Annotated in this window: 14 protein-coding genes and 2 pseudogenes; 13 read left to right on the top strand and 3 right to left on the bottom strand. The window is 72.0% G+C overall.

Annotation, left to right across the window (positions count from 1 at the left end; all coding sequences use genetic code 11):
- Positions 1–83: 83 nt before the first annotated feature.
- Positions 84–593, top strand: a complete 510-nt coding sequence (locus STSP_RS22620) for a phage holin family protein (protein WP_067281228.1) — start codon at positions 84–86, stop codon at positions 591–593.
- A gap of 48 nt (positions 594–641) precedes the next feature.
- Positions 642–1,712 carry an SDR family oxidoreductase gene (locus STSP_RS22625; RefSeq protein WP_067281140.1) on the top strand — a complete coding sequence of 357 codons (1,071 nt, stop codon included), beginning with the start codon at positions 642–644 and terminating at the stop codon, positions 1,710–1,712.
- Here STSP_RS22625 and STSP_RS22630 read toward each other — a convergent pair.
- The gene (locus STSP_RS22630; protein WP_067281142.1) at positions 1,709–2,011 is read right to left on the bottom strand and encodes a hypothetical protein; all 303 of its coding nucleotides are present in this window, start codon (positions 2,009–2,011) and stop codon (positions 1,709–1,711) included. The genes STSP_RS22625 and STSP_RS22630 overlap by 4 nt on opposite strands.
- 98 nt (positions 2,012–2,109) lie before the next feature.
- Positions 2,110–3,069: a TIGR03557 family F420-dependent LLM class oxidoreductase gene (locus STSP_RS22635; protein WP_067281144.1), complete on the bottom strand. Its 960-nt coding sequence runs from the start codon at positions 3,067–3,069 to the stop codon at positions 2,110–2,112.
- 248 nt (positions 3,070–3,317) lie between these two features.
- Here STSP_RS22635 and STSP_RS22640 point away from each other — a divergent pair, with 248 nt between their 5' ends.
- The 11 genes and pseudogenes from STSP_RS22640 to STSP_RS22690 all read left to right on the top strand — a co-directional run bounded on the left by STSP_RS22640 (position 3,318) and on the right by STSP_RS22690 (position 12,178).
- Entirely contained in the window at positions 3,318–4,661 is a 1,344-nt protein-coding gene (locus tag STSP_RS22640; protein WP_067281147.1) for an NAD(P)/FAD-dependent oxidoreductase, read from the top strand.
- Positions 4,639–6,504 (top strand): transketolase, encoded by a 1,866-nt coding sequence (locus STSP_RS22645; protein WP_067281148.1) that lies wholly within the window; start codon positions 4,639–4,641, stop codon positions 6,502–6,504. The genes STSP_RS22640 and STSP_RS22645 overlap by 23 nt, the downstream gene beginning before the upstream one ends.
- Positions 6,505–6,620: 116 nt before the next feature.
- On the top strand, positions 6,621–7,568 hold the full coding sequence (ligD, locus tag STSP_RS22650) for a non-homologous end-joining DNA ligase (RefSeq protein ID WP_067281150.1): 948 nt from the start codon (positions 6,621–6,623) through the stop codon (positions 7,566–7,568).
- A 109-nt stretch (positions 7,569–7,677) separates the two neighbouring features.
- Positions 7,678–7,998, top strand: coding sequence for a gas vesicle protein GvpO (locus STSP_RS22655; protein ID WP_067281151.1), 321 nt, complete (start codon positions 7,678–7,680; stop codon positions 7,996–7,998).
- Positions 7,999–8,052: 54 nt separating this feature from the next.
- Positions 8,053–8,502 (top strand): gas vesicle protein GvpJ, encoded by a 450-nt coding sequence (gvpJ, locus tag STSP_RS22660; RefSeq protein WP_067281161.1) that lies wholly within the window; start codon positions 8,053–8,055, stop codon positions 8,500–8,502.
- A complete protein-coding gene (locus STSP_RS22665) occupies positions 8,499–9,263 on the top strand; it encodes a GvpL/GvpF family gas vesicle protein (protein ID WP_067281172.1) in 765 nt (254 codons plus the stop codon). Before gvpJ ends, STSP_RS22665 begins: the two co-directional genes overlap by 4 nt.
- Positions 9,264–9,280: 17 nt before the next feature.
- Complete coding sequence (locus STSP_RS22670; protein WP_067281179.1) at positions 9,281–9,538, top strand: gas vesicle protein GvpG; 258 nt, start codon at positions 9,281–9,283, stop codon at positions 9,536–9,538.
- A 10-nt stretch (positions 9,539–9,548) separates the two neighbouring features.
- Positions 9,549–9,866: pseudogene (locus STSP_RS22675) on the top strand (gas vesicle protein); the annotation flags it as partial.
- Positions 9,867–10,744: 878 nt separating this feature from the next.
- Positions 10,745–11,626: a GvpL/GvpF family gas vesicle protein gene (locus STSP_RS22680; protein ID WP_078067412.1), complete on the top strand. Its 882-nt coding sequence runs from the start codon at positions 10,745–10,747 to the stop codon at positions 11,624–11,626.
- A pseudogene (locus STSP_RS22685) lies at positions 11,623–11,805 on the top strand (gas vesicle protein); the annotation flags it as partial. The gene STSP_RS22680 and the pseudogene STSP_RS22685, both read left to right, overlap by 4 nt.
- Positions 11,806–11,863: 58 nt before the next feature.
- Positions 11,864–12,178 (top strand): gas vesicle protein K, encoded by a 315-nt coding sequence (locus tag STSP_RS22690; protein WP_232789751.1) that lies wholly within the window; start codon positions 11,864–11,866, stop codon positions 12,176–12,178.
- A 54-nt stretch (positions 12,179–12,232) separates the two neighbouring features.
- Here STSP_RS22690 and STSP_RS22695 read toward each other — a convergent pair whose 3' ends face one another.
- A complete protein-coding gene (locus tag STSP_RS22695) occupies positions 12,233–13,042 on the bottom strand; it encodes a class I SAM-dependent methyltransferase (RefSeq protein WP_067281192.1) in 810 nt (269 codons plus the stop codon).
- Positions 13,043–13,098: the final 56 nt, after the last annotated feature.

A 13,098-nucleotide genomic window follows, 5' to 3' on the forward strand; every position in this document is an offset into this window, starting at 1 on the left:
CTCAGGAGCCGGTCATCGCCACGCGCCCCGGGGCACCCGGCGGGCCGGCGTTACACGCGGTGGCGCCCGGGTACCCGGGCGCCATGAATCGCCTGGATCATCTGGAACACCTGGACAAGGGCCTGGTCGACGAGCTCGCCCAGGTCGCCCGCGAGACCGTGCGGGACGAACTGCGCGAGCAGAGCAGGAAGCGGCGCCGCACGGCCGCGCTGTACGCGGCGTCCGGGGCCGCGGCGCTGTACGCGGGTGCCGCCGTCGCACTGGCCGTCGGGCTCGCCCTGGCCCTCGCCCTGCCCGGCTGGGCGGCCGCCCTGATCACGGCTGCGCTGCTGGCCGTTGCCGCCGTCGTGCTGCGGAACACGGCACGGCCCTCGGCCACCCGGCCCACGCCCGAGCGCATCGCCGAAGCCCGGCGGGCCGGTGAGACGCCCGGCACCTCCTCACGTATGCACGCCACCGCCATGCCGGTGGTACCGCCCACGGGTGGCACGGGTGCGCCCCCGGTGCCGCCGATACCGCCCGCCGCTCCCGACGTGCCGCCGTCCCCGGGCAGCGGTGCGACCGGGCCCGAGGCTCCGCACCACCGGGCCTAGAGAGCCACGAGGTTCAGCGAGTGATCGAGCGATGAGGGGCGGCGAGTGATGAGGCTCCGCAGCCGCAGGACCGTCGTGGTGACCGGCGCCAGCGCGGGCATCGGCCGGGCCGCCGCATGCGCCTTCGCCGCCCGGGGCGACCGTGTCGCTCTGCTGGCCCGCGGCCGCGACGGGCTCGCCGCGGCCGCCGACGAGGTGCAGCGCGGCGGCGGTGAAGCGCTCGTCGTGCCCGTCGACATGGCGGACCCCAAAGCCGTCGAGGACGCCGCGGAGCAGGTGGAGGAGACGCTGGGGCCGATCGACGTCTGGGTCAACAACGCGTTCGCCGGCGTGTTCGCGCCGTTCATGGAGATCAGCGCCGACGAGTTCCGCCGGGTCACTGACGTGACGTATCTGGGGTACGTGTCGGGCACACGGGCGGCCCTGCGCCACATGCTGCCGCGCGACCACGGCACGATCGTCCAGGTCGGCTCGGCGCTCGCCTACCGCGGCATCCCGCTGCAGACCGCGTACTGCGGCGCCAAGCACGCCATCCAGGGCTTCAACGAGTCACTGCGCTGTGAACTGCTGCACCAGGGGAGCAGGGTGCGCACGACGATGGTGCAGCTGCCTGCGGTCAACACGCCCCAGTTCGACTGGGTCCTGGACAGGCTGCCGCGCCGGGCGCGGCCCGTCGCCCCCGTCTATCAGCCCGAAGTGGCCGCCCGCGCCATCGTCCACGCGGCCGGGCACCCGCGGCGCCGCGAGTACTGGGTGGGTGGCTCCACCGCCGCCGCCCTCGTCGCGAACGCGCTCGCACCCGGCCTGCTCGACCGCTATCTGGCACGGACCGGCTACGACGCACAGCAGTCTCCGGACCTGCCGCCGCCCGAAACGGCCAACCTGTGGGCGCCGGCGGATGGGCCGCACGGCCACGACTACGGTGCGCATGGGCGGTTCGACCGGGAGGCGCTCCCGGGCGGCCCGCAGGAGTGGCTGTCCCGTAACCGGGGGCGCGTGGGTGTGGGGCTCACCGTCGGTGCGGCGGTACTGGCGGGGCGTCGGCTCGTGGTTCTGGTGCGGACCGTGGCCGGTTGTGCCCACCCGTTCCGCCCTGCGGAACGCCTGCCCACAACCTAGCTGAACCTGAACAGCACTCTGGTGATGTCCTCCGGTTCGGCCGTCACCGGGCGGCCGAAGTGCTCCGTGAGCGCGGGGGCGAGGGCGTACAGCCGGATGCGCTCCTCAGGCTCGTACGCGGGGAAGCGTGCCCACCCCTGGTCCGCCAGGTCCTGGGCCAGCAGCGGCAGGATGTTGGCCCGGGCCCGGCGCTCCTCGTCGGGTGTGAGCGGCGTGCGGCGGAAGTCGTCGTCGGGCGTGAGCGGCGCCGGGGCGTCGTCGTCCGGCAGCAGGCGTACGTTGCGCAGGTCGCGTACCAAGGTGACTCCGGTCGTCGCAGGGTGAGGGCCGCCGTCATCCTGTCAGGCGGCGGCACCCAGCGGAGAGCGTGGGGCAGGACCGAGGGACAGAGGGACACTCACCCACGGTGCAGCTGCGGCAGCACCTTCGTGCGGTAGAAGTCGAAGAATCCCTGCTGGTCGGGGCCGATCTGGTTCACGTAGATGCGGTCGAACCCGGCCTCCTCGAACGCCTGCAGCGCCCGGACGTGCTGCTCGACGTCGTCGCCGCACACCACGTTCTCCGCGACCATCTCGTCGGTGATCAGCGGCTCCAGCTGCTCGAAGTGGCGCGGGCTGGGCAGCACCTGGCCCATCTCTCCGGGCAGCAGCTGGTTCGACCAGAGACGGCGCACCGTGGCGATCGCGGCGTCGCGGTCCGTTCCGTAGCACACCTTCGTACCGCCTAGCACCGGCTTGCCGCCCCCGCCGCCCTTGCGGAACTGGGACACCAGCGACTCGTCCGGCATCATCGTGATGTAGCCGTCGGCCACCCGCGCCGCGAGGGCCGTCGCCTGAGGGCCGAAGCCGGAGACATCGATGGGTACGGGCTCGTCGGGCACGGTGTACAGGCGTGCGTTCTCCACGGTGTAGTGCTTGCCGTAGTGGTTGACCCAGGTGCCCTCGAAGAGCTCCCGTATGACGAGGATCGCCTCTTCGAGCATCTCGAGGCGTTTGTGCGCCGGGGGCCATGCGGCGCCGATGATGTGCTCGTTGAGGGCCTCGCCGCTGCCGAGGCCCAGGCGGAAGTTCCCGCCCGTCATGACCGCACTCGTCGCCGCGGCCTGGGCGACGACCGCCGGATGGATCCGCATCGTGGGGCAGGTGACCGCCGTCTCGATCGGCAGCGACACCGCATCGGCCAGCGCGCCGATCACCGACCAGACGAAGGGGCTCTGCCCCTGTGCGTCGTTCCACGGATGGTAGTGGTCGGAGATCCACAACGACTGGAATCCGGCCTGCTCGGCCATCCGCCCCTGCTCCACGAGGGCCGCCGGGCCGAACTCCTCCGATGCCATGAAGTAGCCGTATTCGGCCATGGCGGGTCACCTCCGACAAGCGCCACTCGAGGGTCGCGTCCCGGGTAACCACGGCGGCACGGACGGAAACCCGGGGCCGCCGCGGGCACCCGCGACGTTTGCCGACCCCCTGCCGGGGGACGCGGGAAGCGCTGCGGCCGTCGGCCCGTGGCCGCCGCGGTGGATGGCCGCGCCCGCCGGAGCCGGCAGCCGCGCCCTGCACGCCGATCCGTCCGCCCACTCCCGACAAGACCGTCCCGGAGGCCCCTGTGAGCCGATCCCGAGTCGTGATCGTCGGAGCCGGATTCGCCGGCTACCGGACCGCCCGCACCCTGTCCCGCCTGACCCGGGGCACGACCGACATCACCCTGCTCAACCCGACCGACTACTTCCTGTATCTGCCGCTGCTGCCCCAGGTCGCCGCCGGCGTCCTCGAACCGCGCCGCGCCACCGTCTCGCTCTCCGGCACCCTGCCGCACGTACGACTGGTGCTGGGCGTGGCCGACGGCATCGACCTGGACCGGCGCACCGTCCGCTACGAGGGCCCGGAGGGCGAGCGGGGCGAGCTGGCGTACGACCGGCTCGTGCTGGCCGTCGGCAGCGTCAACAAGCTGCTGCCCGTCCCCGGCGTCGCCGAGCACGCACACGGCTTCCGCGGACTGCCCGAGGCGCTGTACCTGCGCGACCACATCACCCGCCAGATGGAGCTCGCCGCGATCGCCCAGGACCCCGCTACCTGCCGCGCCCGCACCACCTTCGTCGTGGTCGGCGCCGGCTACACCGGCACCGAGGTGGCCGCGCAGGGGCAGCTGTTCACCGACGCACTGGTGCGCAGGCATCCGCTGCGCAAGGGCATACAGCCCCGCTGGATGCTCCTCGACCTCGCGCCCCGCGTGCTGCCCGAGCTCGACCGCCGGCTGTCCGACACCGCCGACCGTGTGCTGCGCACCCGCGGCGTCGACGTACGCACGCGGACGTCCGTGAAGGAGGCCACACGGGACGGGGTCCTGCTCGACGACGGCGATTTCGTGGACACCCGCACCCTCATCTGGTGCGTGGGCGTACGGCCCGATCCGCTGGTCGGCGACATCGGACGGCCGCTGGAGCGCGGTCGGCTGCTCGTCGATCCGTTCCTCAACGTGCCGGGACACCTTGACGTGTTCGCGTGCGGAGACGCGGCCGCGGTGCCCGACCTGTACAACCCCGGGCAGTACACGACCATGACGGCGCAGCACGCCTGGCGGCAGGGCAAGGTCGCCGGCCGCAACGTCGCCGCGTCCCTCGGCATGGGCGAGCGCCGCCCCTACCGGCACCGCCCCGTCGGCTTCACCGTCGACCTCGGCGGCGTGAAGGCCGCCGCCAACCCGTTCGGCATACCGCTGTCCGGCCCGCTCGCCGGGGCCGTCACCCGCGGCTACCACCTGGCCGCCATGCCCGGCAACCGCGTCCGGGTCGCCGCCGACTGGCTCCTCGACGCCGTACTGCCGCGCCAGGCGGTGCAACTCGGCCTGGTGCGCTCCTGGTCGGTGCCGCTCGACACAGCATCCCCGGAACTCGCCCGCCTGCCCGGACCTCCCAGGGAGGAATCGCATGACCACCACGAAGACACGTGAACTGACCGCTCTGGCCCGGCAGTTGCGTGTCGACTCGGTGCGCGCCGCCGCCGCGGCGGGCTCCGGCCATCCCACCTCGTCGATGTCCGCCGCCGATCTGATGGCCGTCCTGCTGGCCCGCCACCTCCAGTACGACTTCGAGCGGCCCGAACACCCCGGCAACGACCGCTTCATCCTTTCCAAGGGCCACGCCTCGCCTCTGCTGTACGCCGCGTACAAGGCCGCCGGGGCGATCAACGAGACGGAACTGCTCACCTTCCGCCGCCAGGGCAGCCGCCTCGAAGGGCACCCGACACCGCAGCGGCTGCCCTGGGTGGAGGTGGCCACCGGATCCCTCGGACAGGGCCTGCCCGTCGGCGTCGGCATGGCGCTGTCCGGCAAGCGGCTCGAGCGGATCGGCTACCGGGTGTGGGTGCTGTGCGGCGACAGCGAGCTCGCCGAGGGCTCCATCTGGGAGGCGGCCGAACACGCCGGACACGAGCACCTGGACAACCTCACCGCGATCGTCGACGTCAACCGGCTCGGCCAGCGCGGCCCGACACGCCACCAATGGGACCTCGACGCCTACGCACGCCGCTTCCAGGCCTTCGGCTGGCACACGATCAAGGCCGACGGCCACGACGTCGACGACATCGACCGCGCGTACGCCGAGGCCCGCTCGACCCTGGGGCAGCCCACCGTGGTCCTCGCCCGGACGGTGAAGGGCAAGGGCGTGGAGTCCGTCCAGAACCGGGAGGGCCTGCACGGCAAGCCGCTGCCGGACGCCGACGAGGCCATCGAGGAGCTCGGCGGAGTGCACGACGTACGCGTGGACGTCCAACCGCCGCCCCCCGCACGGATGCTGCACCCGGTGCGCAGCGGCCACCTCGAGCTGCCGCGCTACGAGATCGGAGACGGCGAGAACGCCGTGGCCCCGCGCGACGCCTACGGGCAGGCGCTCGCCGCGCTCGGCACGGCCCGCGGCGACGTGGTCGCGCTCGACGGCGAGGTCAGCGACTCCACGCGCTCCGAGCTCTTCGCCAAGGAACACCCCGAGCGGTTCTTCGAGTGCTACATCGCCGAACAGCAGATGGTCGCCGCCGCGGTCGGTCTTGCGGCGCGCGGCTGGGTGCCGTACGCGTCGACGTTCGCGGCGTTCTTCACGCGCGCGTACGACTTCATCCGCATGGCTTCGATCGGCGGCGCCGACATCAACCTGGCCGGCTCGCACCCCGGGGTCGCCATCGGAGCGGACGGCCCCTCGCAGATGGGCCTCGAGGACCTCGCGATGTTCCGCGCCGTCCACGGTTCCACCGTGCTCTATCCCTGCGACGCCAACCAGACGGCGCATCTCGTCGCGGCGATGGCCGAGCAGCGCGGGGTGACGTATCTCCGTACGGGCCGGGGTGCGCTGCCCGTCATCTACGGGCCCGGCGAGGAGTTCCCCGTGGGCGGCAGCAAGGTGCTGCGGATGTCCGACGCGGACCGGCTGACGGTCGTCGCGGCCGGGGTGACCGTCCACGAGGCGCTGGCGGCCGCCCGTCTGCTGGCGGACGAGGGCATCCAGGTGCGGGTCATCGACCTGTACTCGGTCAAGCCCGTCGACCGCCAGACGTTGCGGGCTGCCGCCGAGCGCACGGGGTGTCTGCTCACCGTCGAGGACCATCGGCAGGAGGGCGGGCTCGGGGACGCCGTCATGGACGCGTTCGTGGACGGCGGTCCGGTTCCTCGGGTGGTGCGGCTCGCTGTCCGTACGATGCCGGGGTCTGCTGCTCCGCAGGAGCAGCTGCATGCCGCCGGTATCGACGCTCAGTCGATCGCGGCGGCGGTGCAGTTGCTGGTGGAGCAGGCTGTGGTGAAGTAGTCCCTTCCCCGAACCCGCCCCTTCCCGCTGTGTCCGATATGCGGCTCCGCCGCGTGGGGGTGCTCCGCCCCCCGGACCCCCCGGACCCCCTGGATCACCAGGACGAAGGGAGACCCATGAGCGGCACACGGACGGACCACAGGCGGACCGGCCGCACCCGGACCGTGCGGGTCGGCCGCCGCACCGTCGAGCTGCACCGCCCGGACAAGGTCCTCTTCCCGGAGGACGGCTACACCAAGGCCGACCTCGTCGACTACTACCGCTCCGTCGCCCCGTTGATGCTGCCCCACCTGCGCGGGCGCCCCCTGATGCTGGAACGGCACCCGGACGGTCTGGACGGCTTCCGCTTCATGCAGAAGGACACCCCGGACCACTACCCGGAGTGGATCAGGCGGATCGAGGTGCCCAAGGAGGGCGGCACCGTCACGCACACCGTGTGCCAGGACACGGCCACCCTGGTGTACCTCGCCGACCAGGCCTGCATCACCCTGCACCGGTGGCAGTCCCGGGCCGGCCGCATCGACCGGCCCGACCGCATGGTCTTCGACCTGGACCCCCCGAAGGACGACTTCGCACCGGTGCGCGAGGCCGCGCGACTGCTCGGCGAGCTGCTCGACGAGCTGAAACTGCCGTCCGCCCTGATGACCACGGGATCCCGGGGCCTGCACGTCGTCGTGCCCCTCGGCGGCGACCACGACTTCGACGAGGTGCGCGCGTTCGCCAGGGACGTCGCCGACACTCTCACCGCTGCCCACCCGGACCGGCTCACCACCGCCGCCCGTAAGAAGGACCGCGGCGATCGGCTGTATCTCGACGTACAGCGCAACGGTTATGCACAGACCGCCGTCGTGCCCTGCACGGTCCGTGCCCGGCCCGGCGCGCCCGTGGCCGTGCCGCTCGCCTGGAGCCAGCTCGACGACCCGGCCGTCGACTCCCGCCACTGGACGATCGAGGACGCCCTGGAGCAGGCCCGCAGCGACCCGTGGGCCGCGCTGCCACGGCGCGGCCGCGCCCTCGGCCCTGCCCGGCGCAGGCTGAGCGGTCTGGCACGCGCGGCCGACTGATCACGGAGAGTCATGGCGCGCTACGCGCCCGAGACCGCCGGAGGCCCACGCTTCGACATCGTCGGTGTTTGGACCAACCCCCACTGGCCACTCGACCCAAGAGGTGGCCATGGGGAACACACCGAACAAGAGGCAATCGCAACCCGGAGCGGCGGCGGACGACCTGCCGGGCCCGATGGAGGTGCTGCGCAACGCACGCGCCCAGCTGGAGGAGCTCACCGGCATGGCCGCCGAGTCCGTCTCGTCCTTCGAGCGGACCGACGACGGCTGGAAGCTGGACATCGAGGTGCTGGAGCTGCCTCGCGTGCCCGACACGATGAGCCTGCTGGCGAGCTACGAGGTGGATCTCGACCCGTGGGGCGAGCTCCAGGGCTACCGGCGCGTCCGCCGCTACGAACGCGGGAGGGCCGACAGGTCCGGCGGCCGCTAGGCGGCCGCCCGCACCGCGACCGAAACCACAGACGGACAAGGAGGACCGGTCGTCATGACCGTAGTCCCGGCAACACAAACCGGAGGCGGCGGCACCAGCGGCCTGTACGACGTCCTGGAGCTGGTCCTCGACCGAGGACTCGTCATCGACGCCTTCGTACGGGTCTCGCTCGTCGGCATTGAAATTCTCAAGATCGATGTCAGGGTCGTCGTCGCCAGTGTCGACACCTATCTGCGCTTCGCGGAGGCCTGCAACCGGCTCGACCTGGAGGCCGGCAAGAAGGCCCGGCCCGGGCTGCCCGAGATGGTGGGACAGGTCACCGAGTCCGGTGCGCGCCAGAAGACCAAGGGGGCGCTGTCCGGCGCCGCCCAGACCGTGCAGGACGCCATCGGCTCGGTCCGTGAGAAGGCCGAGGAAGCGGCGGCCGGCGCCAGGAACACGAGCAGGAGGGCGAAGGCCGAGGCTCAGGAGAAGAGGGTGAAGAGGGAGGAGGAGCAGGAGTGAGCACCTACGTCTACGGCATCGCTCGCCGTGCTCACAAGGCACTCCCGGAAGGGATGGAAGGCATCGGCGACCCCCCGCGGCCGGTGCGGATCGTCGACGAGGGCGAGCTCGCCGCGATCGTCAGCGACGCGCCCGAGGGACTGCGGCCCAAGCGGAGCGACCTGCTCGCCCATCAGCGGGTGCTGAGCGAGGCGGGCGCCGCCGGTCCTGTACTGCCCATGCGGTTCGGCAGCATCGCACCCGACGACGACGCCGTCCGCCATGTGCTCCAGGAGCGTGCCGGGCACTACGACGAGCGGCTGAGGGCCCTCGAGGGCAAGGTCGAGTACAACGTCAAGGCCGTGCACAACGAGGAGGCCGTGCTGCACCGCGTCATGGCCGAGAACCCGGAGATCCGCGCCATGACGGAGGCCAACCGCAAGGCGGGCGGCGGGAGTTACGAGGACCGGCTGCGGCTCGGTGAGATGGTGGTGGCCGCCCTGCAGACGCGCGAGTCCGAGGACGCCGTCGAACTGCAGCACACCCTGGAACCGGTGGCCGATGCGGTCAGCGTGGGCCCGGAGTCCACCGGCTGGGTCGCGAACGTGTCGTTCCTCGTCGACCGCCACTCCGCCGAGCAGTTCCTCACCGCTGTCGAGGAGGTACGCAAGGCGCATCCGCATCTGGAGCTGCGGGTCAACGGTCCACTGCCGCCGTACAGCTTCGTCGAGCCCGGACCGTCCGAGCCCGCCGAGGCCGCGGCGTCCGCGACCGCGGAGTGAGCGGACGGAGTGAGCGTATGGGACTGCTGAAGGAGGTCCTGCTGCTGCCCGCCGCGCCCGTGCGCGGCAGCATGTGGGTGATCAGACGGGTGCTCGACGAGGCCGAGCGGCAGTACTACGACCCGGCGGTGATACGGAGCGCACTCGCCCGCCTCGAGCAGAAGCTGGAGGCGGGCGAGATCGACGACGAAGAATTCGACCGGCTCGAGGACGAGCTCCTCGACCGGCTCGAGCAGGCCCAGGCGTACCACATGCAACGGCCCTTCGGAGAGTGAGCCGACCCCGATGACGACAGCAAGCAGGCTTCCCGAGCCGTACGGGCAGGGGAGCGGGGCCAACCTGGCCGACATCCTCGAGCGCGTGCTCGACAAGGGCATCGTGATCGCCGGCGACATCCGCATCAACCTGCTCGACATCGAGCTGCTCACCGTGAAACTGCGGCTCGTCATCGCCTCCGTCGACAAGGCGAAGGAGATGGGCATCGACTGGTGGGAGAGCGACCCGGAGCTCTCGTCCCGCGCCCGCCGCGACGAACTGGCCCGCGAGAACGCGGAGCTCCAGGCCCGCGTGGCGGCACTGGAGGCGGGGCACCGGCCCGAGGAGGAACGCAGGCTCGAGGAGGTCCGCGGGTACGAGGGCCGACGCTCGCCCGAGGAGATACGCGGGTATGGGGAACGGCGCGTGCCCGGGGAGGTCCGCGGATACGAGGAGGCGCGAGAGTTCGAGGACGGCCAGGACGGCCGCGGGTACGAGGACGTGCTCGGGATCGACGAAATACGGGGGCCCGACGAGATTCGGCGGGCTGACGACGAGATACGCAGGGCCGATGAGGTTCGGTGGGCTGACGACGAGATTCGCCGGGCCGATGAGGTTCGGTGGGCTGACGACGAGATTCGCCGGGCTGAGGAGGACCAGGAGGACCGCCGCCGCTCTGGCGAACCGCACCGGGTAGGTGAGCTCCGCGCCTCCGGGGTGCCACGCCGTTCCGGCGAGGGCCACCGGCCGGAGAGCGGCCGCCGGGTCGGTGAGAGCCGTCGCGAGTCCGGCGAGGCCCGCCATCCGGTCGAGGCCCGCCATCCGGTCCGGGACCGTGAAGCGGAGAGGGCTCGCCGATCGGACGCCGAGAAGGGCAGGCCGGAGAAGCTCCACCGGTCCGGGGAAGGGCGCTCCTCGGAGAAGGGCGCCCACTCGGACAAGGGCCCCCCACCCGACGAGGTCCGCAGGACCGGCGAGGTGCGACGGTCGGACGAGGGCCGCCGGACCGGCGAGGTGCGCCGGTCCGAAACGGCTCGCGGGTCCGAAACGGCTCGCCGGTCCGGCGAGGTGCGCCGATCCGACGCGGATCGCGGTTCCGGCGAGCGTCGCCGTTCAGGCGAGCCGCACCGGTCAGGCACCGTCCGCCGCGCCCGCGAGGAGCCCGCGGACCCCGACGACCGCGACCAAGGTGAGGACACGGCGGACGAGGAGAGGCCATGAGCGACATGAGCGATCTGCGCTATGTGTACGCCGTGTGCCGGCCCTTCGAAGCGCCCCTGCAGGCCGAGCTCACGGGCGTCGCGGGCAGCCCCCCGAAGCTGCTGCACCACGGCGACCTGGTCGCCGTCGTCAGTGCCGTACCGGAACGGGACTTCGCCGAGGAGCCGCTGCGTGCGCATCTGGAGGACCTGGACTGGCTGTCGGACACCGCGCGCGCCCACGAGAAGGTGATCGCGGCGCTCACCACCGTGACGAGCCCGCTGCCGCTGCGACTGGCCACCGTGTTCCGCGACGACAGCGGCGTACGCACCATGATCGAGGCCGAGCACGAACGTCTCCACACCGCGCTGGAACGGATAGCCGGCCGGATCGAGTGGGGCGTCAAGGTGTACGTGGACCCCGAGAAGACCGCGCCGCAGGGCCAGTCCGCCGCCGCCGAACCGACCGTGAAACCCGCGACCGGGCGCGACTATCTCCGCCACAAGCGCGCCGAGCGCCAACGGCAGGACACCATCTGGGAACGCGCCGAGCATTTCGCCCGGCGGCTGCACGAACACCTCTCCCGGCACGCGCGGGCGACCCGGCTGCACCCTCCGCAGAATCCCGCGCTGTCACGGGCGCCCGGACGCAATGTGCTCAATGCCGCGTACCTCGTCGACCGTTCCCGTTCCGAGGAGTTCGTCGAGCTGGTGGACCGCACGAAGGATGAGGAACCGGGCCTGCGTGTCGAACTGACCGGCCCCTGGGCCGCGTACTCGTTCTCCAGCCTGGACGACTACGGACAGAGGCCCGTCGAGGGCGCGGACGACCGGGACGACCAGGGCGACCGGGCCGCGTACGACCAGGGCGACCCGGGTGCGTACGAGGAGCAGGAGGACCGTCGATGACCGTCGTCGAACGGCGTGAGATCGCCCTCGTGGACCTCCTGGACCGGCTGCTGGCCGGCGGTGTGGTGATCACCGGCGACATCACCCTGCGGATCGCGGACGTCGATCTCGTACGCATCGACCTGAACGCCCTCATCAGCTCGGTGAACGAGCAGGTGCCCTCGCCCTGGCAGGGGATGCTGCGGCCGGAGGTGCTGCCCGAGGCCGGGTCCCGCGCGCTGCCGGAGGTGTCCTGACGTGGCAGAGGACAGGACGCGCAAGGCGGTGCAGAAAAGGGCGCGCAACCGGCTGGACCTCGAGCCCGACACCGTGGAGCGCGATCTCGTCAAACTCGTCCTGACGGTCGTCGAGTTGCTGCGCCAGCTGATGGAGAGGCAGGCGCTGCGCCGCGTCGACACGGGGGAGCTGACCGAGGAGCAGGAGGAGCGGATCGGGCTGACCCTGATGCTCCTGGAGGAGCGCATGACCGAACTGCGCGAGCGGTACGGCCTGCGGCCCGAGGACCTCAACATCGATCTCGGGCCGCTCGGACCGCTGCTCCCCAGGGACTGAGCCGCTGCTCCCCAGGGGGTGACCCGGGGCCGGGCCGCTCACTTCCGGCGCCGCTCACTTCCGGCAGAGGATCTCCCCGTGCAGTACGGAGAACCAGGCGTCCTCCTGCCGCCCCCATTCCCGCCAGGCCTCCGAGATCGCGGCCAGCTGCCCGGCCGTCGCGTGGCCGCTCTCCACCGCGCGGTCCGCATACGCCGATGCCGTCGTACGGTCCGCCCACAGGCCGCTCCACCAGGCGCGCTCGTCCGCGCTGGAGAAACACCAGGTGGACGACGTGGCCGTGATGTCCGTGAGCCCGGCCCGCAGCGCCCAGGACTTGAGACGGCGTCCCGCGTCGGGTTCGCCGCCGTTGGCCCGGGCCACCCGCAGATACAGGTCCAGCCAGTCGTCCAGGCCCGCAGGCCACGGATGCCAGGCCATCGCCGAGTAGTCCGAGTCGCGTACGGCGATGAAGCCGCCCGGTCTGCAGACCCGGCGCATCTCGCGCAGCGCCTGCACCGGGTCGCCGACGTGCTGCAGCACCTGGTGCGCGTGGACGACGCAGAACGAGTCGTCGGGGTAGTCCAGCGCATGGACGTCGGCGACGGCGAAGTCGACGTTGTCCAGGCCCCGTCCCGCCGCCGTGGCGCGGGCCTGGTCCAGGATGCCCGGCGCGTGGTCCACCCCCGTGACGTGCCCGTCCGGGACCAGCGCCGCCAGGTCGGCGGTGATGGTGCCCGGCCCGCACCCGATGTCCAGGATCCGCATATGGGGCTTGAGCGAGCCGAGCAGGTAGGCCGCCGAGTTCTCGGCCGTCCGCCAGGTGTGCGAGCGCAGTACGGACTCGTGGTGGCCGTGCGTGTAGACGGCCGTCTCCTTCGGCATGGCGTTCTCCCGTTCGCGTCGCTCGGTCCCTCACGGGCCGGCCTCCTGAAGGCGCG

Origin of the sequence: Streptomyces jeddahensis (genome assembly GCF_001642995.1) — a bacterium.
Lineage (GTDB): Bacteria > Actinomycetota > Actinomycetes > Streptomycetales > Streptomycetaceae > Streptomyces > Streptomyces jeddahensis.